The sequence below is a fragment of the Acidovorax sp. NCPPB 3576 genome (genome assembly GCF_028473605.1).
Classification (GTDB): domain Bacteria; phylum Pseudomonadota; class Gammaproteobacteria; order Burkholderiales; family Burkholderiaceae_C; genus Paracidovorax.
In genome coordinates, this window is sequence record NZ_CP097267.1 from 5366055 (window position 1) to 5390607 (window position 24553).

Annotated in this window: 19 protein-coding genes; 13 read left to right on the top strand and 6 right to left on the bottom strand. The window is 70.2% G+C overall.

Translation table 11 applies throughout. The annotated features are described in order from the left end of the window. The first annotated feature begins 60 nt into the window (after positions 1-60). From M5C98_RS24485 to M5C98_RS24510, 6 genes are all read left to right on the top strand, one after another. Positions 61-1314, top strand: coding sequence for a Zn-dependent hydrolase (locus M5C98_RS24485; protein WP_272553388.1), 1254 nt, complete (start codon positions 61-63; stop codon positions 1312-1314). Then, positions 1311-2780 carry a M81 family metallopeptidase gene (locus tag M5C98_RS24490; protein ID WP_272550175.1) on the top strand — a complete coding sequence of 490 codons (1470 nt, stop codon included), beginning with the start codon at positions 1311-1313 and terminating at the stop codon, positions 2778-2780. The genes M5C98_RS24485 and M5C98_RS24490 overlap by 4 nt, the downstream gene beginning before the upstream one ends. Positions 2781-2971: 191 nt before the next feature. Continuing rightward, positions 2972-5284 (top strand): NADP-dependent malic enzyme, encoded by a 2313-nt coding sequence (locus M5C98_RS24495; protein WP_272550176.1) that lies wholly within the window; start codon positions 2972-2974, stop codon positions 5282-5284. Positions 5285-5440: 156 nt separating this feature from the next. Beyond that, entirely contained in the window at positions 5441-5845 is a 405-nt protein-coding gene (locus M5C98_RS24500; protein WP_272550178.1) for a ribonuclease, read from the top strand. 137 nt (positions 5846-5982) lie between these two features. Next, positions 5983-6408, top strand: a complete 426-nt coding sequence (locus tag M5C98_RS24505; protein ID WP_272550179.1) for a barstar family protein — start codon at positions 5983-5985, stop codon at positions 6406-6408. Further along, positions 6387-6599, top strand: a complete 213-nt coding sequence (locus M5C98_RS24510; protein WP_272550180.1) for a hypothetical protein — start codon at positions 6387-6389, stop codon at positions 6597-6599. Before M5C98_RS24505 ends, M5C98_RS24510 begins: the two co-directional genes overlap by 22 nt. Before the next feature lie 121 nt (positions 6600-6720). On the opposite strand, the gene rsmA is transcribed toward M5C98_RS24510, so the two are convergent. The 3 genes from rsmA to M5C98_RS24525 are packed head-to-tail and all read right to left on the bottom strand — an operon-like array spanning position 6721 to position 11438. Further along, positions 6721-7488 (bottom strand): 16S rRNA (adenine(1518)-N(6)/adenine(1519)-N(6))-dimethyltransferase RsmA, encoded by a 768-nt coding sequence (gene rsmA / locus M5C98_RS24515; protein ID WP_272550181.1) that lies wholly within the window; start codon positions 7486-7488, stop codon positions 6721-6723. A 37-nt stretch (positions 7489-7525) separates the two neighbouring features. Then, positions 7526-8950, bottom strand: a complete 1425-nt coding sequence (locus M5C98_RS24520; RefSeq protein ID WP_272550182.1) for a peptidylprolyl isomerase — start codon at positions 8948-8950, stop codon at positions 7526-7528. Between the two features lie 19 nt (positions 8951-8969). Next, positions 8970-11438, bottom strand: coding sequence for an LPS-assembly protein LptD (locus M5C98_RS24525; protein WP_272550183.1), 2469 nt, complete (start codon positions 11436-11438; stop codon positions 8970-8972). A gap of 82 nt (positions 11439-11520) precedes the next feature. On the opposite strand from M5C98_RS24525, the gene M5C98_RS24530 reads away from it, so the two are divergent. The 7 genes from M5C98_RS24530 (at position 11521) to M5C98_RS24560 (ending at position 20593) form a co-directional block, all read left to right on the top strand. Further along, positions 11521-12660: an aminoglycoside phosphotransferase family protein gene (locus M5C98_RS24530; protein WP_272550184.1), complete on the top strand. Its 1140-nt coding sequence runs from the start codon at positions 11521-11523 to the stop codon at positions 12658-12660. A gap of 59 nt (positions 12661-12719) precedes the next feature. Next, the gene (locus tag M5C98_RS24535) at positions 12720-13454 is read left to right on the top strand and encodes a 16S rRNA (uracil(1498)-N(3))-methyltransferase (RefSeq protein ID WP_272550186.1); all 735 of its coding nucleotides are present in this window, start codon (positions 12720-12722) and stop codon (positions 13452-13454) included. A 24-nt stretch (positions 13455-13478) separates the two neighbouring features. After that, a complete protein-coding gene (locus tag M5C98_RS24540; RefSeq protein ID WP_272550187.1) occupies positions 13479-14891 on the top strand; it encodes a hypothetical protein in 1413 nt (470 codons plus the stop codon). Between the two features lie 7 nt (positions 14892-14898). Continuing rightward, positions 14899-15579 carry a hypothetical protein gene (locus M5C98_RS24545; RefSeq protein ID WP_272550188.1) on the top strand — a complete coding sequence of 227 codons (681 nt, stop codon included), beginning with the start codon at positions 14899-14901 and terminating at the stop codon, positions 15577-15579. Positions 15580-15603: 24 nt separating this feature from the next. Next, positions 15604-18438, top strand: coding sequence for an ATP-binding protein (locus M5C98_RS24550; RefSeq protein ID WP_272550190.1), 2835 nt, complete (start codon positions 15604-15606; stop codon positions 18436-18438). 155 nt (positions 18439-18593) lie between these two features. Continuing rightward, positions 18594-19784 (top strand): GGDEF domain-containing protein, encoded by a 1191-nt coding sequence (locus tag M5C98_RS24555; protein ID WP_272550192.1) that lies wholly within the window; start codon positions 18594-18596, stop codon positions 19782-19784. Next, positions 19781-20593: an SOS response-associated peptidase gene (locus M5C98_RS24560; protein ID WP_272550193.1), complete on the top strand. Its 813-nt coding sequence runs from the start codon at positions 19781-19783 to the stop codon at positions 20591-20593. Before M5C98_RS24555 ends, M5C98_RS24560 begins: the two co-directional genes overlap by 4 nt. 59 nt (positions 20594-20652) lie before the next feature. Here the strand turns inward: M5C98_RS24560 and M5C98_RS24565 are convergent, their stop codons facing one another. From M5C98_RS24565 to M5C98_RS24575, 3 genes are all read right to left on the bottom strand, one after another. Further along, positions 20653-21549 carry an alpha/beta hydrolase gene (locus M5C98_RS24565; protein ID WP_272550194.1) on the bottom strand — a complete coding sequence of 299 codons (897 nt, stop codon included), beginning with the start codon at positions 21547-21549 and terminating at the stop codon, positions 20653-20655. Between the two features lie 154 nt (positions 21550-21703). Then, positions 21704-23209 carry a M20 family metallopeptidase gene (locus M5C98_RS24570; protein WP_272550195.1) on the bottom strand — a complete coding sequence of 502 codons (1506 nt, stop codon included), beginning with the start codon at positions 23207-23209 and terminating at the stop codon, positions 21704-21706. Positions 23210-23288: 79 nt separating this feature from the next. Beyond that, positions 23289-24509 carry a GGDEF domain-containing protein gene (locus M5C98_RS24575; RefSeq protein WP_272550196.1) on the bottom strand — a complete coding sequence of 407 codons (1221 nt, stop codon included), beginning with the start codon at positions 24507-24509 and terminating at the stop codon, positions 23289-23291. Between the last annotated feature and the right edge of the window lie 44 nt (positions 24510-24553).

Genomic DNA, 24553 nt, shown 5'->3' on the forward strand with positions numbered 1-24553 from the left:
CTCCTTGTTCGAAACCGGCTTTCTGCTTCTGCTTTCTCTTTCAGGATCACCACCGTGGACATGAAGACCCTCTCCCCTGCCCTGCAGCCCCGCGTGAACGGCGCGCGCCTGTGGCAATCGCTCATGGACCTGGCGCGCATCGGCGCCACCCCCAAGGGCGGCGTGTGCCGGCTGGCGCTCACGGCGCTGGACGGCGAAGGCCGCGACCTCTTCGTGCGCTGGGCGCGCCAGGCGGGCTGCAGCGTGCGCATCGACGCCATCGGCAACCTCTTCGCGCGCCGCGCGGGCCGCAACGATGCCCTGCCCCCGGTGATGACCGGCAGCCACATCGACACGCAACCCACGGGCGGCAAGTTCGATGGCAACTACGGCGTGCTGGCCGGCCTGGAGGTGGTGCGCAGCCTCAACGATGCCGGCATCGCCACCGAGGCGCCGATCGAGGTGGCGGTGTGGACCAATGAGGAAGGCTCGCGCTTCGTGCCCGTGATGATGGGCTCGGGCGTGTTCGCCGGGGCCTTCACGCTCGAGCATGCACTGGCCCAGCGCGATGCGCAGGGCACCAGCGTGGCCGAGGCGCTGGCCGCGATCGGGTACGCCGGCACGGCAGGCCCCACGCCCGCGGTGGGCGCGTATTTCGAGGCGCACATCGAGCAGGGACCGGTGCTGGAGGCCAACGACTGCGTGATCGGCGTGGTGCAGGGCGCGCTGGGTCAGCGCTGGTACGACGTGACCGTACAGGGCATGGAGGCCCACGCCGGCCCCACGCCGATGGAGCTGCGCCGCGACGCGCTGCTGGCGGCGAGCCGCCTGGTGGCCGAGGTCAACCGCATCGCCCTCGACCACGCCCCGCACGCGCGCGGCACGGTGGGCGTGCTGGAAGTCTTTCCCAGTTCGCGCAACGTCATCCCCGGCAGCGTGCGCATGACGGTGGACCTGCGCGCCGCCGACGACGCGGTGCTGCTGCAGATGGATGCGGCCCTGCGCGCCGCCTGCGAGCGCATCGGCGCGGCCCACCGCACGCCGGTGGCCGTGGAGCAGGTCGTGTACTTTCCGCCGCAGCCCTTCGCCCCGGCGCTGGTCGAAGGCGTGCGGGCCGACGCCCAGGCCCTGGGATACACCGCCATGGACGTGGTGAGCGGCGCCGGGCACGATGCCGTGTACCTGGCGCGCCTGGCGCCCACCGCCATGGTCTTCGTGCCGTGCGCGGACGGCATCAGCCACAACGAGATCGAAGACGCCCGGCCCGAACACCTGGAGGCCGGCTGCAACGTGCTGCTGCAGGCCATGCTGCGCAGCGCGGGGGTGGCGGCATGAAGATCCTGATCGCGCGGCTCAACCACGAGACCAACACCTTCTCGCCCGTGCCCACGCCGCTGGAGGTCTTTTCGCCGGCCTATGGCGCGCAGGCGCTGCAGGAGAACGAGGGCATGCGCACGGCCATGGCGGCGTTCATCGACCTGGCCAAAGGGCTGGGCGCCACGCTGGTCACGCCCGTGTCGGCCATGGCCAACCCCAGCGGGCCGGTGCATGCCGCCGCCTACGACGAGCTGACCCGCTGCATCGTGGACGCCGCACCGGGCTGCGATGCCATCTTGCTGGACCTGCACGGCGCCATGGTGGCCGAGAACAGTCCCGACGGCGAAGGCGACCTGCTGGAGCGCGTGCGGGCCGCTGCGCCGGGCGTGCCCGTCGGCGTAGCGCTGGACCTGCACGGCAACATCACGCCCAAGATGGTCGCCAACGCCGACGTGATGGTGGGCTTCAAGACCTACCCGCACATCGACATGTACGAAACCGGCGAACACGCCGGGCGCCTGCTGCTGGCCATGCTGCACGGCCAGGCGCGCTACACCGTGCGCTGGCACCCGCTTCCCATGATGGGCCACACGCTGCGCAGCACCACGCTGCAGGGCGCCATGCTGCGCGCGGTGGACGCGGCCCGCGCGGCCGAGGCCGGCGGCATTCCGGCGGTGACGGTGTTCGCCGGCTTTTCGCTCGCCGACATCGAGGCGCCGTGCATGAGCGTGGTGGTCACGGCCCATGCCGACGATCCCGGGCCGGCCCAAGCCGCGGCCGAGCGCATCGCCTCCGCCATCTGGAGCGAGCGCGCCGAGTTCGTCTACGACAGCGAGCCGCTAGACCAGTCCCTGCAGCGCGCGCAGGCCCTGGTCGTGGGCGCGGACCGCCCTGTGCTGCTGCTGGACCACAGCGACAACTGCATGTCCGGCGGCACCTGCGATGCCATGGATGTGCTGCAGGCGGCGCTCGCCAACGGCCTGGAGGACATCGCCGTGGGCCCGCTGTGCGACCCCGAGGCGGTCGCAGAACTGGTGGCGGCCGGTGTCGGCGCGCGCGTCGCCGTGCGGCTGGGCAACAAGGTGCCGCTCACGCAGCTCGGCGTGGCCAAGGCGCCCGTGGTGGTCGAGGGCACGGTGGTGGCCGTCAGCGATGGCGAATACACGGTGACCGGCCCCATCTACACCGGCCAGCGCTGCGCCATGGGGCGCACGGTGTTGTTCGATACCGGCGCGGCGCGCATCGTGGTGACCGAGCGCACGCACGAGCCGTGGGACCTGGGCGTGTTCTCCTGCGTGGGCCTGGACCCCACGGCCCACCGCTTCGTGCTGCTCAAATCGCGCATGTACTGCCGACCCGTGTTCGTGCCGCTGTCGCACGCGCTGGTCGAATGCGACAGCCCCACGGGGGTGACGAGCTCCAACTACGCGCTGTTCCCGTTCAGGAACTTGCGCCGGCCGGTGTTTCCGCTCGATCCGGCCTGAGCGGCGCGTTTGCGTCCGGAGGGCGGGCGGCGGGGCGTCGCAGGTCACGGGTGTTTCACCCGGATTAAGCACAATTGCGTACCAGGGTTTGGATGGCGGGCTGACTACAATCGCACACCCTAAGAACCTACAACCGCCCCGAAGCGCCCTGGCGGCGCGGCCTGGCACTCTTCCCAGAGCTGGAGACCTTGATGTCCGAGACCCCACCGGTGAACCCGACGCCCGACAAACGTGCTTTGCTGCGGCGTGCCGCCCTCGAGTACCACGAGTTTCCCAAGCCCGGCAAGATCGCGATCGCCGCCACCAAGCAGATGGTCAACCAGCACGACCTGGCCCTGGCCTACTCGCCTGGTGTCGCCGCCCCCTGCGAGGAAATCGTCAAGGACCCCAACGCCGCCTTCAAGTACACGAGCCGCGGCAACCTGGTGGGCGTGATCACCAACGGCACGGCGGTTCTCGGACTGGGCGACATCGGCGCGCTGGCTTCCAAGCCCGTCATGGAAGGCAAGGGCGTCCTGTTCAAGAAGTTCGCCGGCGTGGACGTGTTCGACATCGAGATCAACGAGAAGGACCCGGTCAAGCTTGTCGAGGTCATCGCCGCGCTGGAGCCGACATTCGGCGCCATCAACCTGGAAGACATCAAGGCGCCCGAGTGTTTCTACGTGGAGCGCGAGTTGCGTAAGCGGCTGAACATCCCCGTCTTCCACGACGACCAGCACGGCACCGCCATCACGGTGGCCGCCGCCATGCTCAACGCCCTGAAGGTGGTGAACAAGGACATCGGTTCCGTGCGCCTCGTCACCTCGGGCGCGGGTGCCGCAGCACTCGCCTGCCTGAACCTGCTGCTGAAGGTGGGCCTGAAGCGCGAGAACGTGTTCGTCACCGACCTGGCCGGCGTGGTCTACGAGGGCCGTACCGAGCTGATGGACGAGGACAAGATCCTGTTCGCCCAGAAGACCGAAGCCCGCAGCCTGTCCGAAGTCATCGAGGGCGCCGACGTGTTCCTGGGCCTCTCCGCTGGCGGCGTGCTCAAGCCCGCCATGGTGGCCAAGATGGCCGCGCGCCCGGTCATCTTCGCGCTGGCCAACCCCAATCCCGAGATCACGCCCGAAGACGCCCACGCCGTGCGCGGCGACGTCGTGATGGCTACCGGCCGCACGGACTACCCGAACCAGGTCAACAACGTCCTGTGCTTCCCGTACATCTTCCGCGGCGCGCTGGACTGCGGCGCGACGACGATCACGCTGGAGATGGAAATCGCGGCCGTGCACGCCATCGCCGAGCTGGCCCAGGCCGAGCAGAGCGAGGTGGTGGCCGCCGCGTACGTGGGCGAGCCGCTGGCCTTCGGCCCCGAATACCTGATCCCCAAGCCGTTCGATCCGCGGCTGATGATGAAGATCGCCCCGGCTGTGGCCCAGGCCGCTGCCGACAGCGGCGTGGCCCTGCGCCCGATCACCGACATGGACGCGTACCGCGACCATCTGCAGACCTTCGTGTATGCCTCCGGCACCACGATGAAGCCCATCTTCACCGCCGCCAAGACGGCCGCCAAGAAGCGCGTGGCCTATGCCGAGGGCGAGGAAGAGCGCGTGCTGCGCGCCGCGCAGATCGTGGTGGATGAAAAGGTCGCACGGCCCACGCTCATCGGGCGCCCGTCCATCATCGCGCAGCGCATCGAGAAGTTCGGGCTGCGCCTGAAGGAAGGCGTGGACTACGACGTGGTCAACGTCGAGAACGACCACCGCTACCGCGACTTCTGGCAGACCTACCACCGCATGACCGAGCGCAAGGGCATCACCGTGCCCATCGCCAAGATCGAGATGCGCCGCCGCCTGGCGCTGATCGGCGCCATGCTGTTGCACAAGGGCGAGGTGGATGGCCTCATCGTCGGCACCTGGGGCCACACGGCGCTGCACCTGAACTACATCGACCAGGTGATCGGCAAGCGTGCGGGCGTGAACACCTACGCCTGCATGAACGGCCTGCTGCTGCCCGACCGCCAGGTTTTCCTGGTGGACACGCACGTCAACTACGACCCGACCGCCGAGCAACTGGCCGAGATCACCGTGATGGCGGCCGAAGAGATGATGCGCTTCGGCATCAAGCCCAAGGCCGCGCTGCTGTCGCACTCCAACTTTGGCAGCAGCAACCAGCCGAGCGCCGTCAAGATGCGCCAGACCCTCGATCTGCTGCGCATCCAGGCGCCGTGGCTCGAAGTGGACGGCGAAATGCACGGCGATGTGGCGCTCGACGCGGCCCAGCGCGCAGCCGTCATGCCCCACAGCACGCTTGCTGGCAGCGCCAACCTGCTGGTCTTGCCCAACATCGATGCAGCCAATATTTCCTACAACCTGCTCAAGACGGCGGCAGGCGGTGGCATTGCCATCGGCCCGGTGCTGCTGGGCGCGGCGGAGCCGGTGCATATCCTGACAGCCAGCGCCACCGTGCGCCGCATCGTCAACATGACGGCATTGACGGTGGCCGACGCGAATGCCTCCCGGTAGAGCGGTGATGACGTAGCGAGCGCTAACTTTTTGACGCGTTTGACCTTGAAAGCGCCTGCCCATTTATTGGGCAGGCGCTTGCTTTTTGGGGGCGATTAAGTCAAACTAACGGCTCGAAATTTCGGGTAAACCCGTAGTTTCTGAAAGGTGTAGTTGATGCTGAAGGCTATCGCCATCCAGGCGTACAAGATCGGTCTTTCGTGCGTACTGGGTGCCGCGTTCGTTCTGGTCCCGACCACGGGACAGGCCCGAAACCCCCCGTCTTCCGACGGAGTGACCACCATCGCACTGGCCGAGTTGCCCCCGCAAGGGCGGGCGACTTATGGACTCATCCGCGAAGGTGGACCCTTTCCTTACGACAAGGATGGTTCGGTGTTCGGTAATCGCGAGCGGCTGCTGCCCCAGGAGAAACGGGGCTACTACCGCGAATACACCGTCAGAACGCCGGGTGCGAAAAACCGTGGTGCCCGGCGCATCGTGTGCGGAGGCGTGCCCCGCGTGCCCGATGCCTGCTACTACACCGGCGACCACTACGCGAGCTTTCGAAAAATTGTTGAATGACGCTGGACGCCAAAAGCGCTCGCCGGCATTGCCGCGATCGGTTGCCCGCCTTTCGGCCCTTTGCCTTTGTGGCAGGCCGCTGGACCGAACTTCCGGATATTCCTCATTGGTGACTACATAAAGAAAGAGCAGCGGAGATGGAAAAGCCACTTCGTAACGATCAGGAAAACCCATTGCGTGGCGTGCGCCCCAACATCGTGCAGTCTATTCGCGCTTTTCGCGTGCAAGACCTGCAAGAGTCGGCCAAGGCGCTCGGCCAACACTTCCTGTACGCCAACCTTGCACACGCACAAACCAAGCAGGACGTGCTGGACCTGATCGCAGGCCAGTTCATGTTCCCGGCGCATTTCGGAAAGAATTTCGATGCGCTGTACGACTGCATGACGGACCCTTTGCATAAATCGGGCCCGCAACCGGGCTTCATCGTGGTGCTGGAGCAAATTCCGACCACGGTGAAGTTCGACAAGGAAGCGCGCGAGCAATTGCTCGACATCTTCCGGGAAGCGGCTGACTACTGGAGCGATCGAAAGATACCGTTCCGGTGTTTCTATTCTTTTCTGTAGCCCGTTCTGCATCCACCAGCCAGGCAGAACGGGCGAACGAGGCTAACGAGACCGCCACCGCGCAGCCCATTGAAATCGCAGTCGATCCCTCCGCAGAAAAAATGCCGACCGACAAGCTCGTCGACGTATCGCCCCTGGCGCTGCGCATGAGCAGCCCGTTCAACGCGGGTTATTGGCTCGCAGCCGCCTGATCCCAGGCGGTGTGCAGGGTGGGCGCGGCCCCAGGCCGGTGCCTGCCATGCTTGAATCTTTTCAGTGCAGGGCGGCCTTCCGTTGTCCGGATGCGCCGCCCTTGCATTGCACCGCCTGCGCTCAGGCAGGGTGCAGTGACTGTGCCAAGGCCACGTATTCGTGCACCGGCACTTCTTCGGCCCGGCGCTGGGTATCGAAGGTCCCAGGAAAGGCACGTGCTTCCAGCCAGCGGCCGAGCGTGTGCCGCAGCAGCTTGCGGCGTTGGCTGAAGGCCACCTGCACCAGCTCCGACAGCAGGGCCGGCGATACGGCAGGCGGCGCGGCGTGGGGCACCATGCGCACCACCGCGCTGTCCACGCGCGGGGGCGGGTCGAAGCTCTCCGGCGGCACGAACAGCACATCTTCCATCGCATAGCGCCACTGCAGCATGACCGACAGCCGCCCGTAGTCGCCCGTCGATGGCCTCGCCACCATGCGGTCGATCACTTCCTTTTGCAGCATGAAGTGCTGGTCTTCGATGACGTGGACCTGCTCCAGCAGGTGGAACAGGATGGGCGTGGAGATGTTGTACGGCAGGTTGCCGACCACCCGCACCTTGGCCACGCCCAGCGTCTGCGCGACCTGTGTGAAGTCCACTTTGAGCACGTCGGATTCGATCACGTCCAGCTGGCTGTGCAGGCGCAGGCGCGCTGCCAGGTCGCGGTCGAGTTCGATCACGGTGAGGCGCCCCAGGCGCTCCACCAGCGGCTGCGTGAGGGCGGCCAGGCCCGGCCCGATCTCCACCATGGGCTGGCCCGGTTCCGGGCCGATGGCCTGCACGATGGCATCGATGATGCCGTGGTCCGACAGGAAATGCTGGCCGAAGCGTTTGCGCGGGATGTGCTTCATGGCGCGGCGAGGCGAAGGGCCGTGGGCAAGCGGTTCGTCATTGCGGCGGATCGCGGTATTCCACGTAGGCGCGTGCGCGGGCTTCCTGCGCCCAGGTGGTGTAGGCCTCGTCCAGCTTCTTTTCGCGCACCACGTCGCGCACCATGTCGCGTTGTTCCCGCTGGGTGAGCTTGGCCTCGCGGCGCTCCAGCAACTGGATCAAATGCACGCCGAACCGCGTGACGATGGGCTCGCTGATCTCTCCGGGCTTGAGCGCGTTGAGCGCTTCCTCGAACTCGGGCACGTAGCGGCCCGGGCTGGCCCAGCCGAGGTCGCCGCCCTGCTTGGAGCTGCCGTCCTGCGAGTTCTCGCGTGCGAGGGTGGCGAAGTCCGCCTGGCCCGCCAGGATGCGGCGGCGGTAGTCGGCCAGCCGTGCGGCGGCGGCGGTCTCGGTCAGCTGCGGATTGGCGCGCAGCAGGATGTGCCGGGCATGGCTTTGCACGGCCACGGTGGGGGCGGCGGCGTTGGTCTTCTCCACCACCTTCAGCACGTGGAACCCGGCGGGCGAGCGCACGGGGCCGACGATGCCACCCACGGGCGTCTGCTGGGTCGAGCGCACGAAAAGGTCGGGGTAGCGATCGGACGGCCGCAGACCCAGCAATCCGCCCGTGGCGCCTTCGGCCGCGTCGGAGAACTCGCGTGCCACCTGGCCGAAATCGTCGCCGGCGCGCACCTTGTCGGCCGCCTGCTGCGCGCGCAGCCGGCGCTGCTCCACGACCTCGGGGCTGGCGTTCTCGGGCACCAGCACCAGGATGTGGCCCAGGTTCAGTTCCACCTTCGACGGATCGGACGCGGACTTCTGCTCTTGCAGGTATTGGTCCACTTCGAGATCGCTCACGCGCACGCGGGCTTCGACGTCGCGCTCGCGCAGGCGCTGCACCAGCAGTTGGTTGCGCAGTTCGTCGCGGAAGCGGTCCTTGCTGATGCCGTCGATCGCGAGGCGGCGGTGCATTTCCTCCAGGCTCACGTTGTTCTGGCGCGCCACCGACTGCTCGGCCTGGGAGACGGCGATGTCGTCCACCTTGATGCCGCTCTCGTTGGCCATCTGCACCTGGATCTTCTCGTTGATCACGCGCTCGAGCACTTCGCGCGCCACCACGTCTCGGGGCGGGCGCTCGCCGCCCTGGGTGGCCAGCTGCTGCTCGATGCGGGCGATGCGGGCCTGCACCTCGTTGTTGGTGATGGGCGCCGTGTTGACCACGGCCACGATGTAGTCGGCCTGGCGGATGCCGCTGCGGTCGGTGGTGCCGCGGGCGTCCGGCACCGTGACGGCCGGCAGGGCGCGCGAGGACGACAGCCCGGTACCGCCCGTGCTGGCGGGAGCGCCCGAGGCGCGCAGCCCCTGCGCGGCGGCGCCCGCGGGCGCGAGGGAGGCCAGGGTGGCCAGGCACACGAGGCCCAGGGTGAAAGCGCGATGGTTCATGGGGTTGGCAGGTGTCGGGTTAGTCGTAATTGGTGAAGCGGCTGGGCGTGCTGGTCTGCTCGCGCAGGTACTGGTAGCGCGGAATGTTCTGCTTCAGGCTGGTGAGGGGATTGGAGCCGAGGGACAGGCGGGAAAAGCCCACGAACTCGATCTGGAACAGCAGCCGGGTGTTGGCGGTGGTCACGCTGCTTTGCAGGCGTTCCAGCACCACGCGGCCGACCCAGCAGCAACTGTCGTATTCGAAGCCCACCACGGTGTCCACCAGCTTGCGGTCCTGCATGCTGTAGTTCAGGCGGCCCACGGTGTACCAGCGGCCGGCGCCCTGCCCGCGGCCCGGGCCGAGGTCCTGGCCCTTGTCGCCCCACAGGTCGTTGATGGGCCACTGCCAGCCGACGTCAATCTGCTCGCTGGTGCCGCGCTGCAGGCGGTAGGCGGCGCTGATGACGCGGTAGTTGCTGGGGTTGTAGCGCGCGCCCACGGTGGAGCGGATCGAGCGGCCCGTCTTGGGGTTGTATTGCACCGTGGAGTCGAAGCCCCACTGCTGCGTCCAGTTCAGGCCCGCGCCCAGCAGTACGTCCGACAGCCGCTCGTTGACGGCGGATTCGCCGGGCAGCACGACCTTCTGGTCGGAAAACCGCACCCGCTGGGCGATGCCGAAGCGGGCGGCCTCGGCGCCGTTGTCCGGGTCCAGCAGCCGTGTCGTCACGCCCAGGGTGAGCAGGTTGTTGTCGGCCAGCCGGTCGTTGCCGCCATAGCCGTTCTCGGTGTAGATGGTGGCGAAGTTGAAGTCGTTCGCCGCCGTGTCGTACACCGGCAGCAGGCTCTGGTCGCGGTAGGGCGTGTAGGTGTAGAAGGCGCGCGGCTCCAGCGTCTGCAGGAAATTGCGGCCGAAGTAGCGCGCATCGCGCTCGAACACCAGGCCGCTGTCCAGGCTGAACGTGGGCAGCGTGCGCTGCGCGCTGCGCTGGCCGTTGGCCAGCGGGCTGTCGAACTGGTATTGCGTGGCGTGCAGCTGCACGCGCGGCGTGATGAAGCCGGCCGGCGCGAGGAACGGCCGGCTGATCTGCGCCATGGCATAGCTGCGCTGGGCATTGGGCTGGCCGGTGAGGGCCCGGTCGGCGTGAAAGCTCGTGTAGTCGGCCTCGACGCTGGCATCGAACCCGTAGGGCAGCATGGTGGGGTTGTAGCCCCAGCGCAGTTGCGGCATGCGGTCGTAGGGCGGCACGATGGGCGCGCTCACGTCCTGCAGCGTTTGCCACTTGAGGGTGCGAAGGCTCAGCGACATGTCGTCCCTGCCCCAGGACAGCGTGGCGTCGCCGGGCAGCAGCCGCTGCGTGAGCTGGGTGAGGCCGGTCACGTTGCGCGTGAAGTCGCGCCAGTAGTTGTCGTCGCTGACCCGGCTCACGTCCATGTTGAGGTTCAGCCCGCCCAGCGGCGTGTCGAACGTGCCGCTGTGCTTGAGGCCGTAGCCCCAGCGGTCGCGGTCGCGCAGCTTGTCGGCCGGCATGTAGTCGCCGCGCAGCTCGCCCCGGTAGGTGGGCTCCAGGTAGCGGAATTCGCCGCCCAGGTTCACGCCGCGCTTGGACATGACGGTGGGCGTGATCGTGGCGTCACGGTTGGGTGCGATGTTCCAGTAGTAGGGCTGCGCGTATTCGACGCCGCTCACGTTGTCGATGGCCACGGTGGGCGGCAGCAGTCCCGACTTGCGGCGGTCGGACAGCGGGAACGTGATGTGCGGGATGGGCAGGATGGGCAGGCCCTTGAACTCCAGCACCGCGCCGTCGGCCGTGCCCACCTGCTCTTCGTTGTCGATGCGGATCGACCGCGCGCGCAGCACCCAGTCGGGCTGCCAGGTGGCTTCGTCGTTCTTCTGGCAGGTCGTGTAGGTGGCGTTGTGAACCACCGAGCGGTCGCGGTCGATGAAGTCCACGCGGCTGGCCTCGCCGTGGGCGCCGTTCATCAGGAAGCGGTAGTTGGCCGCATCGAAGTAGCCCGAGAAGGCGTCCACTCGAAGCTCCAGCTCCGAGCCCTCGTACACGTTGCCCGCGCGGTTGATGCGCACCTGGCCGCGCGCCTTGGCGAGGTCGTCGGGCACCACGTATTCCAGCCGGTCGGCGTGGATGATGGTGTCGCCGCGGCGCAGTTCGGCATTGCCTTCGACGATGGCGTTGATGTCCGGCTGGCCGGTCACGCTATCGCCTTTCACGAAGATCGGCAATTGCGGGCGAACGGCCTCGGGGATCTTTTCCTGCAGCAGGGGGCTGGCGCGCAGGGCGGGCGCTGCCTCGGGCACGGCGGGTGCGCCGGGCTCGGCCTCCGACTGGGCGAGCGCTGCCAGGGGCGCGCCGCACAGCATCCAGGCGATCAGGCGGGCCACCGCGCGGCGCTCGAACGCAGGCGCCGAGGGACGGCGGGCCGCAGCGCCGCGGCGGGCGGGCAGGAAGGGGGGCGTCGGTCGGAACGGATCGGGCAAGGAAGGGATGTCCATGGAATCAGCCGGTCGGCGGCGCGGAGCAGGCACCGCAGGCCACCCGGTCCGGGCAGGCCGGGTTTGTAAAATCGGATTATCCATGAGCCACCCTCCTTCCCCCATCGTGGCCGATCCGGCCCCGGCCGGCGCCGCTGCTGCCGCCGCCTTTCCCGCCGTCGCCTGGCCCGCCGACGCCCGCCGCACCGCGTTCGAGGCCTGGCTCGCGCCGCTGGCCGCCATGCACGGGCTGCAGCCCGCCAGCCTGCGCCCCGCCTCGGCGGACGCGAGCTTTCGGCGCTACCTGCGCATCGACGCCGCCGACGGCACCCCCCGCATCGTGATGGACGCCCCGCCGGACAAGGAGGACTGCCGCCCCTTCGCCCACGTGCAGCGCCTGATGGCCGACGCCGGCCTGCGCGTGCCCCAGGTGCTGGCCTGGGACGAACCCCACGGCTTCATGCTGCTGTCCGACCTGGGCGCGCAGACCGTCATCGAGCGGCTCGACCCCGCCGCGCCCGAGGCGGCGCACGCCTGGTACGTGCAGGCCAGCGACGTGCTGCTGCAGTGGCAGCAGGCCTCGCGCCCCGGCGTGCTGCCGCCCTACGACGAGGCCCTGCTGCGGCGCGAGCTGGCCCTGTTCCCCGACTGGTATCTGGCGCGCCACCGCGGCGTGGCGCTGACCGAGGCGCAGCAGGGCGTGCTCGCCAAGACCTTCGATGTGCTGGTCGCCAACAATCTGGAAGCCCCCAGCGTGTTCGTGCACCGCGACTTCATGATGCGCAACCTGATGGCGCCCCCGGCGGGCGGGCCGCTGGGCGTGCTGGATTTTCAGGACGCCGTGTATGGGCCCATCACCTACGACATCGCCAGCCTGCTGCGCGATGCGTTCATCAGCTGGGAAGAGGATTTCGTCATCGACATTACCGTGCGTTACTGGGAAAAGGCGCGAAAGTCGGGATTGGTCGGTGCGGCGAGCGCCAGCGGCTGGGGCGCGGACTTCGGCGAGTTCTACCGCGCGGTCGAATGGATGGGCCTGCAGCGGCACCTGAAGGTGGCCGGCATCTTCGCGCGGATCACGCTGCGCGACGGCAAGCCCAGGTACCTGGCGGACACGCCGCGTTTCATCGGCTACATCCGCTCGACAGCCAGCCGCTACCGCGAACTCAAGCCGCTGCTGCGGCTGGTGGACGAGATCGAAGGCACGCAGGACGCCACCGGCTTCGCTTTCGGAAGAGTTTGAGTCAAAACCGCTACCGCCGCAATCAACACTAGGGCGTGTAGCTATAAAAATAGTAGCAAATGCCCCGTTTCCATTGCCCCTTGCCCCTGGCGGGCGGCGCCGCGCTGGCGCTGCCGCCCTCGGCCGCGCGCCACGTGCAGGTGCTGCGCCTGCAGCCCGGCGACGCGATCACGCTGTTCGACGGGCGCGGGGGCGAATACGCCGCCACCATCACCCGCATGGGCCGCTCCGATGTCGATGTGCAGGTCGGCGCGCACGACCCCGTGGAGCGCGAGGCCGCGCGCGCCGTGCACCTGGTGGTGGGCATGCCGGCCAACGAGCGCATGGACTGGCTCGTGGAGAAAGCCGCCGAACTGGGCGCGGCCAGCATCCAGCCCGTGGCCGCTGCGCGCAGCGTGCTGAAGCTGTCGGGCGAGCGCGCGCAAAAGCGCCAGGCCCACTGGCAGGCGATCGCCGTGGCGGCCTGCGAGCAGTGCGGGCGCAACCGGGTGCCCGAGGTGCATGCCCCGCTGGCCCTGGCCGACTGGCTGCGCGCGCAGGCGGCCGACGCCCACGCGGCGGAGGGCGGCCTGGTGCGCCTCGTGCTGTCGCTGCAGGGTGGCTCCCGCCCGCTGCGCGAGGCGGTCGGCAGCGCCGGCCGCGTGCAGGTGCTGCACGGCCCCGAAGGGGGCTTGACCGCGCAGGAGGAAGACCTGGCGCTGGCCCATGGCTTCGCGCCGGCCAGCCTGGGCGCGCGCGTGCTGCGGGCCGAGACCGCTTCGGTCGCCGCGCTGGCGCAACTGGCCTTCGAATGACGACGGAACACTGAACAGGACGGCATGGAGAGCACTGTGTTGGCGGCCGAGGCGCCGTGGCCCCAGGGGGCGGAGAACGAGGGCGGGCTGTTCGACTTTTTCCGGGATGCCGATGCGGCGGGCGATTCGGCCCTGCTGTGGCGCATTGCGCGCGAGCAGGCCGTCACCCAGGCGCTGAGCGGGCTGTTCCACGGCCCGGCGGCACTGGTGCAGCTGCGGCTGTGGGCTTTCTTGCAGCTGGCGCGCCAGGGCGAGGCCACGCTGGCGCGCGAGCGCATCGACGAGATCTTCCACGCCCTGCGCCCCGAGGCGCTGGACACCGTGCTCAAGCGCTTTCGCGACGTGGGCCTGCTGGCCTGGGACGACAGCGCGCGCACCTATGCGCTGCCGCCGCTGGCGCAGCGCGTGGCCGGACTGCTGGCGCCCCTGGCCAGCGACGGCGGCGGGGACGAGGACGGCGGCGAGCTGGCTGCGCTGCTCGGCCAGGTGGTGGGCGCCAACCAGCTCGGCGCGCTCGATGCGGGCCAGGTGCAATTGCTGCAGGCGCAGCTCACGCGGTTGCACGGCGAGTTCGCCGACGCCATCGCCAGCGGGTCGGAATTCCGCCTGCGCGCCGCGCGCCAGCGCTACGACCGCGCGGCGGTGCTGATCGACCGCGCCTCCGAGGCCATCACCGCCATCATCGGCCACGCGCACGGCCACATCGCGCTGGAGCGCGCCGCGCGCGGGCTGGGGCAGGCCCAGTCGCGGCTGCTGGCCATGGCCAGCCAGTTCAACCGCGCGCTGCAGCAGGTGGACCGCCAGCGCGTGACCCTGGGGACCACCGGCATCACCAGCACCGACGTCAAGCGCTGGCTGCAGACCGTGCGCTCGCCCCATGCGCTGCTGGACGATGCCCTGGGCGTGCCCGCGGGCCTGTCGGCCCTGGCCCCGCATGAATTGCTGGACGTGACCGAGGCCGAGTTCGAACGCGACCGCCCCGTCGCCGGCCCGGCCGAAGAACTGCCCGGCGCGCAGCCGGCGCCGGCGGGCAACCTCACCGCCGTGGCCCTGCCGCACGAGCTGGGCGACCTGTCGGCCCTGCTGCAGGCCTGGTCGATCGATGCGGCCGGCGATGCCGCGCCGCATGGCGTGGCCGCCGCGCTGCTGGGCGCCACGCCCGCCGATGCCCGCTACGCCCAGGTGGCCTACAAGGCCCAGTTGCTGCCCCTGCTGGGCGACCCCCAGGCCGGCGTGCTGCCGGGCGCCACGGGCGCGCTGGCGCGCCTGCCCTGGCGCGTGCAGTGGGAGGCCGCCACCGAGGCCATCGACCATCCCCAGGTGGAGCTGCTGAGCCAGGGCCGCATGGTGCCCGCCACCGCCGTGCCGGCCGACGCATCTGCCAAGGCCGCCACCGCGCCCGATCCTTCGCCGAACCCCGGCCCCGACACCCTTTGAAGACCCCATGGACGATGCCGCCCTGCTGATTGCCGAACTCCTCACGCGCCGCTGGCTGCCGCGCAGCCACCCGCGCGTCAAGCGCGCGCTGGTCGATGCCGAACTCTTCGCCCTGGTCGAGCAGCGCCTGGCCCAGGCGGGCCTGCGCTTCATGGACAGCATCTACGCCGACCACGTGAGCGTGGCCCTGCTGCCGCCCGCGCAGACGGCCGTGCTGGGCGAGGCCGGCGTCAACGCCAACAACAACCTGGACCTGCCGCGCGACGCGCAGGCGCTGCTGGTGGTGCTGTGGGCGCTGATCGTTCTACCGAAGCGCGAGCGCCAGACCAGCCGCGTGGAGCAGGCCGACGAGGGCCAGAACGACATGTTCCCCGGCGCCAAGCCGCTGCCGTCCGCGCGGCTGGTGAGCCCCGTGCTGTCGTACAAGACCCTGCTGGAGGACTACGGCAACCAGCTGGGCAAGAAGATGCGGCTCGATGCCAACCTCAAGCTGCTGGAGCGCCACGGCTTCATCCTGCGCCGCCAGGACGAGATCGCCGAAGGCCCGCTGCTGGACGTGCTGCTCGACTACGACGTGATGGCCCCGCGCATCCTCGACGGCGCCCTGGCCGACGTGCTGGCGCGCGAGCGCAGCGAGGCCGCCGCCACCGTGCCCGCCACGGACCCCACCCCGGCGCCCGCCGCCTGACCGACGACGAATCCCCCGCGCCCCATGTTCCACCTGCAAACCCTCGAACTCGTCCACTGGGACTACTGCCAGCGCGTGGCCCTGCCGCTCGATGCGTCCATCATCACCATCGCCGGGCCCAACGGATCGGGCAAGACCACGCTGCTCGATGCCATGCGCACCCTGCTGGGCCTGCGCTGCTCGGCCCCGCGCGACTACCGCACCTATGCGCGACATGCCGGTGCGCAGACCGCCTGGCTGCGCGCCGTGGTGGACAACCGGGCCCAGGGCCGCCAGACCTCCAGCCGGCCGTTCGCGCGGCGCCTGCTGTACAGCGACCAGGTCACGCTGGCCTGCCGCATCGACCGCAACGGCGGCGACTGGCAGCGCCGCTACTGCCTGCTCGACGGCGACGTCAGCATCGAACAGCTGCGCGACACGCCCGAGAAGGACCTCGGGTTCATGGGCGTGGAGGCCTGGGGCCGCGTACTGGGCGCGGCGGGCCTGTCGCCCGCCATCGCCCGCGTGCTCTCGCTGGAGCAGGGCCAGACCGACCGCCTGTGCGAATTCAGCCCGCGCGAGCTGCTGCGCCTGGTGTTCGACGTGTTCGGCGACCAGCAGGTGCTCGATGCCTATGACCAGGCGCGCGAGCACCAGCAGCAGCTCGTGCGCGAAATGGCCCAGGCCGAGCGCGAGCTGGACCACGGCCGCGCGCAGCTGGCCGAGCTGCAAAACCGCGTGGCCAGCTACCAGAGCTGGCAAATGAAGGTCGCCGAGCGCGAGCGCCTGGCGACCGAAGTGCTGCCCGTGCTGGCCTGGCACGGCGAGCGCGAACATTTGACCAAACAGGCCCGCGAACTGCGCCGCCAAAAGACCCAGCACCGCAGCGCCCTGGCCGACCAGGCGGTGCAGAATAAGCGCCTGCTCACGCTGATCGAGGAAAGCGCCCGCGCCCAGTCCGACGCCACCCGGCTGCTGGCCGAGCGCGACGAGGCCCGCGCCGCGCTGGACGACGCCACTCGCCACGAATCGCCGCTGGAGCAGCTCGCCAAGCGCGAACAGGAGCTGCTGGCGCTGGTGGACAAGGGCAGCAACGCCGACGAACTGCAGGCGCACCTGGCGCGGCTGCAGGCCGAAGAGGCCCAGGCGCAGGACGAGCGCTCCGCCCTGCAGCAGCGGCGCAAGCTCGCGCAGGAGGCCCTCAAGGCCCTGGAAGGCCAGCACCTGCCCCCGCTGCCGCACGAGGTGCAGCAGTTCCGCAAGCGCCTGGTGGCCCAGGGCATCGGCCACCAGTTCGTGGCCGAGGTGGTCGAGGTGGCCGACGAGGAATGGCGCGCCGCCATCGAAGGCGTGCTGCGCGGCCACCGCTGGGTGGTGCTGCTGGACAAGGAGGCCGACCTGGCCGAGGCCTACGAGATCGGCGAGCGCGAGCGCTACCGCCACTACCTCGTCGGCCCGGGCGAGAAGGCCCTCAAGGGCGATCCCGGCACGCTGCTGTCCCATGTGCGCTTCACCGCGCCCGTGCCGCGCTGGCTGGTGCAGCAGATGCAGCAACTGCGCTGCGTGGCCGATCCGCGCGAGGGCAAGCGCCTGGGCGGCACCTGGATCACGCCGCAGGCCTACATGCACGACGGGCGCGGCGCCCGGTCTATGTGGGTGGAGCCGCGCGAGCACCAGTTCGGCGCCGCCGCCGTGCACGCCCGCCGCAACGCCGCCGAGCGCGACGCGGCCCAGATCGATGCGCAGCTCGCGCCCGTGCTGGACCGCGTGCTGGCCTTGAAGCGCCAGATCACCGACACGCGCCGCGCGCTCGAAGGCCACAGCGCCGCCGAAGAGCTGGCGCGCCGCAGCGACGAGTTCGCCCAGGCGCGCGAGGTGCTGCCCACCGCCAAGCAGGCGCGCATCGCCGCCGCCCAGCGCTGGCAGCGCCTGGACACCGAGGCCACCCGTGCCCACGACCGCCACCGCGCCTTCGCCGACGAACACCAGCGCCTGGAGCAGCAGCTCCAGCGCGCCCGCAGCGACAGCGACCGCGCCGCCCACGAATGGACCGCCCGCCGCCGCAGCCATGTGGCCACCACCGCGCAAAGCCAGCGCCAGCGCCACGGCTTTCCGCCGCGCTGGATCGCCCCGGCCACGCGCGAGGCGCTGGTGGACGAATACGTCAACGACACCCAGGCCCGCCTGCGGCTGCAGGCCGTGGAGCAGGAGCTGGAGCACAACACCTGGGAGCAGGACGCCACCGTCGAGGAGCGCCACCGCCGCATGGAGACCACCGTGCGCGAGCAGACCTTGAGCCTGTCGGACCACCAGGCCAAGAATGCCCAGGCCGGCACCGCCGTGCACAACGCGCGCGAGAGCTACATCGAGGTGCTGCGCAGCACCGTGCGCCGCTACCGCAAGAACATCCAGGAGCTGGGCGCCCTCGCCGGCGTGGAGGTGGCGGCCGACCTGCCGCTGCTGGAGAACGACGACACCGTGCTCGCGCAGGCGGGCCTCAAGGTGCACTTCGCGTTCGACGGCAAGGGCAGCATCGGCATGAACGACGGCGAGGCCTCGGGCGGCCAGCAGGTCATCAAGTCGCTCATCCTGCTGGTGGGCCTGCTCAAGGACGAGGAAAGCGGCTCGGGCGGCTTCGTGTTCATCGACGAGCCCTTCGCCCACCTGGACGTGCGCAACATCCAGCTGGTCGGCCACTTTCTGCGCTCCACCCAGGCGCAGTACGTGCTGACCACGCCCATCACCCACAACCTGGAAGTCTTCGAGCCCGCCGAGATCACCCTGGTGACCAGCAAGAAGCCCCAGGGCTCGCGCTGGGCCCCGCCCATCGCGGTGGCCAAGCGCCGCGGCGTGCCGGTGCTGGAGCCGGTGCCGGCGTAAGTGCCGGCGGGATGGGTGTAAACCCTCCCATGCCGGGTGGCCGCGCAGGCGACAGGACTCCTAGAATCCCGCAGGCACTATCGTTGTGCCCGACCGGCGCCGCTGCGGGCCGCCCGATGGCCGGCTTGGCCCGCGATCCATTCCAAGGAGACCCCTTGCCGCCACGGCTTGCGAGATGGCGCGACCGCGCCCTGTTCCATGCCCCGTCCCGCGCGCTCGACCGGCTGCTGGGCACGGAGCGGCGCCTGCGCGTGCGCACCGCCATGGCGGGGTTGGCGGGGCTGCTCATGCTGTGCTGCGTGGCGGCGATGCACATCGTGGCGCGCGCGGGCATGGCGGATGTGCGGTGGGTCAACGGGTGGACGCTGTTTTGCGTCTCGGGGCTGATCGGCGTGTATGCGCTGATCCGCAGCGGGGTGTCGCGGCGCTTTCGAGATCCGTCGCTCACGCTGTTCCAGATGCTCTATGCCGTGGCCTGCAACGCGGCGGCCTTCGTGATCGCGGGGCCGGCGCGGGGGGTCACGCTGCCCATCCTGGCGGTGATCCTGATGTTCGGCATCTTCGGGCTGTCCACGCGGCAGATGGTGGGGGTGCTGTTCTATTCGCTGGCGGCGTTCGGGGCCGGGGGCGTGCTGGCGGAACTGCGCGACGACCTGTACCAGGGTCCGGCCATGGCGACGGCCTACGCGATCATGATTTTGGTGGTGCTGCTGGGCAGCACCTTCCTGACCACGCGGGTGCAGGCCACGCGCCAGCAACTGCGCCGGCAAAAGCACGAACTGGCCGAGGCGCTGGAGCACATCCGCGAGCTGGCCACGCACGATGAGCTGACCGGGCTGCTCAACCGCCGCCACATGGTCGAGCTGATGCGGCTGGAGCAGCGCCGCACGGCGCGCAGCGGGCATTCGCTGGTGCTGGTGCAACTGGACCTGGACCATTTCAAGGCCATCAACGACACCCACGGCCATGCGGCGGGCGACCGCGCGCTGCAGGCCTTCGCCCGCTCGGTGAAAGCCAGCGTGCGCGACTCCGACGTGCTGTCGCGCTGGGGCGGCGAGGAGTTCGTGCTGATGCTGTGCAACACCCAGCCGGCCGATGCCAGCGCGCTGCTGGAGCGGGTGCGCTGCACCGTCTCGGCGCTGCGGCTGGCGCACCCGGGTGCGGAGCCGATCCACCTGACCGTGTCCATCGGCCTGGCGCAGCACGTGGTGGGCGAGTCGATCGAGCAGACGCTGGAGCGGGCGGACCGCGCGCTCTACGCGGCCAAGGCGCAGGGGCGCGACCAGGCGGTGTGGGCACCCCTGTGCGAAGCGGTGGGCGAGGGCGCAGGTACGATCCCCGGATGACCACGCGCTACGAGACCCTGCCCCTGCCCGAAACCTACCGCGAAGCCTTCGGCGTGGAGCCGCCCGAGGCGCGCGGCGAACGCTACGTGAAGCCCCGCAAGCCCGGCTTTTTCATCCGCGCCGTGGCGCCGCCGCCGGGCACGCCCGGTGTGCAGGAGGCCGATGCCCCGCCCGGCGATGCCCCAGTGGCGCCCGATGCGCATGAAGAGCCCGGCGCCGATGCCGGCACGGCGCCCGATACCGCTGGCGAATCCCCCGATGCCGCGCCCCGGCTGGCCCGCGAACTGCTGCACGCCCAGTGGGGGCTGGTGCCGCACTGGGTGAAGTCCGCCTCCGACGGGCGGCTGCGCGCCCCCAAGCTGGTGAACGCGCGGTCGGAGACGGTCTCCACCGCCACGCCGTTTCGCGAGGCATGGCTCAAGGGCCAGCGCTGCATCGTGCCCATGGCGGCGTTTTTCGAGGACGACTGGCGCAGCGGCAAGGCCGTGCCCACGCGCATCGCTCGCGTCGATGGCCAGCCGATGGGCGCGGCGGGGCTGTGGGCCCGCTGGACCGGCCCCGATGGCGAAGAGCTGATCAGCTACACCGTGCTCACCGTGAACGCCAACAGCCATGCGCTGCTCCACCGCTACCAGCCGCCCGGCAGCGAAAAGCGCATGCCGGCCCTGCTCAACGAGGGGGCCTACGGCGCCTGGCTGTCGGCACGGCCCGAGAAGGCCCGGGAGTTCATGCGCCAGTACCCGGCCAACTGGCTGCTGGCCAACCCGGTGGAAAGCAAGGCCGATAAGGGGCCTCCCGGCTTCCGGTGATGCGGCATTGGGGTCTTGGCTTGGATTGCTATTGAATTAATAGCTACACGCCCTAGTGTTTATTGCGCTGGAGCCATTTTTGGCTCAGTGCCCATCGGGCGAGGGCAGCGGGCATCCAGCCACTGCCGCAGCGCGGCGAACACCGGCGCGGCGTGTTCGGGGGATTCATTGAACAGCTCGTGGTACGCCGATGCGAATTCCTGCGCCTGCACCACGCCCGCCGGCGCCGCGTTGGCGAAGGCCCGGCTGCCGGTGGGTTTCACCAGCCGGTCGGCGCCCGCCCACATCAGCAGCGTGGGCACGCGCCATTGCGCGGCATGGGCCACGACGGCCGGGCCGCCGTAGGCGATGAAGCGCGCCAGCCCGGAGCCGACGCGGTCGTGGCACCGGGGGTCGGCGCGGTAGGCCGCGACGACGGCGGGGTCGTGCGAGAGGTGGGCGGCGTCGATCCCCGTGCCCAGGCGCAGGTTGGGCAGCAGGCGGGGCAGGGTGGCCACCAGGAACCTCTGCGTCCAGTTCAGGCCCGGGTCCAGCGCGGGGGAGGAAAGCACCAGCGCCTCCACGGGGCGCAGCGCCTGCGCCACGAAGCTGGCGGCGACCAGCCCGCCCAGGCTGTGGCCCAGCAGCACCAGCGGCTGGCCGGGCGGCATGCGGGCGCGGGTCGCGTCGATGATGTCGGCCAGGTCCACCATCAGCCGGTTGCGGGGCGTGAGGGCGCCGCGCAGCCCGCCCGACTCGCCATGGCCGTACTGGTCGTAGCCGCGCACGGCGAAGCCCCAGGCGTTCAGCCGCCGGGCAAGCTGGTCGTAGCGGCCCACGTGCTCGCCCAGGCCGTGCACCAGCAGCACCGTGGCGCGCGCGTGGGCGTGGGGCAGGGGCCAGTCCTGCACGGCGAGGTTTTCGCCGTCGGCGGCGGTGAAGGGGCTGAGGGTGGACGGAGCGTCGGGATCGACCATGCGAAGGGGGCTGGGGGCGTGTGGGTTGGGGCGGCCGCTGCATGCGCCGCGGGGTGAGGAAGGGGGCAGCGTCAGCCTGCGCGCCGCGCGCCCAGGCGCGGGGCGGTTGGCGGCGGCGGTCACGGGGGCTTTTTCAAGCCGTTTCCAAGCGGTTTCAGGCCGCGATGGCCTGCGCTGGCGCCGCGTCGGGCGCGCCGGCGGGCGGCAGGCTGGCGATGACCTGCGCCACGGCGGCGGTGAGCTTCTTGGCGTAGGGCACGTGCAGGAACTCGTTGGGGCCGTGCGCGTTGCTCTTGGGCCCCAGCACGCCGCAGACCATCATCTGCGCCTTCGGGAAGCCCTGGCTCAGCATGTTCATGAGCGGAATCGTGCCGCCCTGGCCGATGTAGCCGCACGGCGCGCCGAAGTGGGCCTGGCTGGCGGCATTGAGCGCGCCCTCGAACCACGGCGCGGTGTCCGGCGCGTTCCAGCCGCTGGCCGCGCCGCCGCCCTCGAAGGTGACCTTGGCCTGGTAGGGCGCGTTGTCCTCCAGCAGCGCCTTCATCTCCTGCACGCACTGCACGGCGTCCACCAGGGGCGGCAGGCGCAGGCTGAGCTTGAAGGCGGTGTAGGGGCGCAGCACGTTGCCCGCGTCCTTCAGGGCCGGAAAGCCCTCGGCGCCGGTCACGCTGAGCGTGGGCTCCCAGGTGCGCTTGAGCAGTGCCTGCACCGGGTCGGTGGTGGTGGGCAGCGCGAAGGTGGTGGAGCCGCCGCAGTCGTAGTGCGCCCAGGGAAAGCGCTTGTACACCTCCTCGCCCAGGATGCCGGCGGTGGCGCGGGCCTGCGCCAGGCGGTCGGTGGGCACGTCGCAGTGGAAGCTGGCGGGCAGCAGGCGGCCGGTGGCGCTGTCCTCGAGCCGGTCCAGCACCTGCCGCATGATGCGGAACGACGAGGGCACGAGGCCTGACGAATCGCCCGAGTGGATGCCTTCGGTGAGGATCTCCACCTTGAGCGTGCCGCTGGCCATGCCGCGCAGGCTGGTGGTGAGCCACAGCTGGTCGTAGTTGCCGGCGCCGCTGTCCAGGCAGATGACCAGCGCCACCTCACCCATGCGCGTGCGCAGCAGGTCGATGTAGGGCAGCAGGTCGCCCGAGCCGCTTTCCTCGCAGGTCTCGATCAGGCCGACGATGCGCGGGTGCGGCACGTTCTGGCGCTTGAGTTCCTGCACGGCGGCGATGCTGGCATACACCGCGTAGCCGTCGTCGGCACCGCCGCGGCCGTAGAGCTTGCCGTCTTCGTACTTGGGGGTCCAGGGGCCCAGGTCCTTGCGCCAGCCCTCGAACTCGGGCTGCTTGTCCAGGTGGCCGTACATCAGCACGGTCTGGCTCGACCGGGGCTGCGTGGCGGCGACCTCGAAGAACAGCACCGGCGTGCGGCCGGGCAGGCGCACGATCTCCAGCGTGAGGCCCTCCACCTTCTGGGCCTCGACCCAGCTGGCGGCGTTGCGCAGCACGCGGTCCAGGTATCCGAGCTGCTCCCAGTCGGGGGCGAAGCCGGGCGATTTGGCGGGGATCTCGATGTATTCGGTGAGCTGGCGCAGGATGTCGCCGTCCCATTGGCGGCTGACGTGGGCCAGGGCTTCGGCGGGTTGCAGGAGGTCGGGGGCGGTGCGGGCGTTCATGGCGGTTCCTCGGGGGCGTTCCAGGGAAAGATCCTGCCACCGGCCGCGGCATCCGGCTGTCGCGCCGGTGCGTTGCAGTTCACCGCTCCGGTGGAGGAAGGGTTTCCGGATTGTCGTGCAGTGCGGAGGCGGGCACCACCCCGCGCAGATCGCCCGCGACGGCAACGCGGTTGCGCCCGCTGCGTTTGGCCTCGTACATCGCGCGGTCGGCGGCGGCGATCAGCATGTCCCAACTGTCGCCCTCTTCGATGCGCCCGCCGAACACGCCGATGCTCAGGGTGACCGGCACGGTGTGGCCGCCCAGGTCGAAGTGCGTCTGCTCGACCGCGCGGCACAGCTGGATCGCCAGCTGCCGCGCGCCGTGCAGCGGCGTGTCGGGCAGCAGCACGAGAAACTCTTCTCCGCCATAGCGTCCGATCATGTCCTGCGCCCGCAGCCGCTCGCCCATCGCATCGACCACGCGGCACAGCACCCGGTCGCCCACGAGGTGGCCCAGCCCGTCGTTGATGCGCTTGAAGTGGTCGATGTCCACCATCATGAGCGACAGCGGCTCGCGCGTGCGGACCGCCCGGGCGATGTCGCGGTCCAGGGCAGCGATGGTGGCGCGGCGGTTGGCCACGCCGGTGAGCGGGTCGCGCGCGGCCATGCGGCGGTGGGTGTCGTCGGCGCGGTCGCGGGCCATGAAGATGAAGCCGAACGACGAGGCCTGCACGGACACGAAGGTGGACAGGAACGTGGCGTGTTGCAGCCAGTTGCCCTCCAGCAGCCCGGTCAGCGGCATGGCGCCCGTCGCCGCCGCGCCCGCCCGCCCCATCAGCACCGCCATCTGCAGCACCAGGCCCACGGCCACCAGGCCCGCGCCCCGCCCGGGCGATGGAAAGCGCCGCAGCGTCCACAGCACCAGGGCCAGCTGCGCGGGAAAGACCACGCCCGCCAGCACCAGGCGCATTGCGTAGTCCCCCACGAACGCCAGGAAGAGCGCCAGCGTGAGCGCCACCGGACCGATCAGCCAGGGCCACGGCAGCGGGCGCCGGTGGAACTGGCACACGGCCGCCAGCAGGCAGGCGAACACGCTGGACAGCAGGCCGTTGGCGACCACGATGGAGAGCCCGTCCGGCACGCGGCCGCGCAGGGCCAGCAGCACATAGGCCAGCGACTGCAGCACCAGCGCGGCTGCCCACAGGCCCAGGCCATCGCGGCGCCGCTCGTGGCCGACCACCACCAGGCAGGCGGCCATGACGATGGAGCCGATGACGGTCATCGCCAGCAGCGTGGGCAGATCGATGGCGAGAGGGGGCATGTCGGATGCGGTGGGGCGTGCCGGCCGGGGCGTTGGGGGCCGCA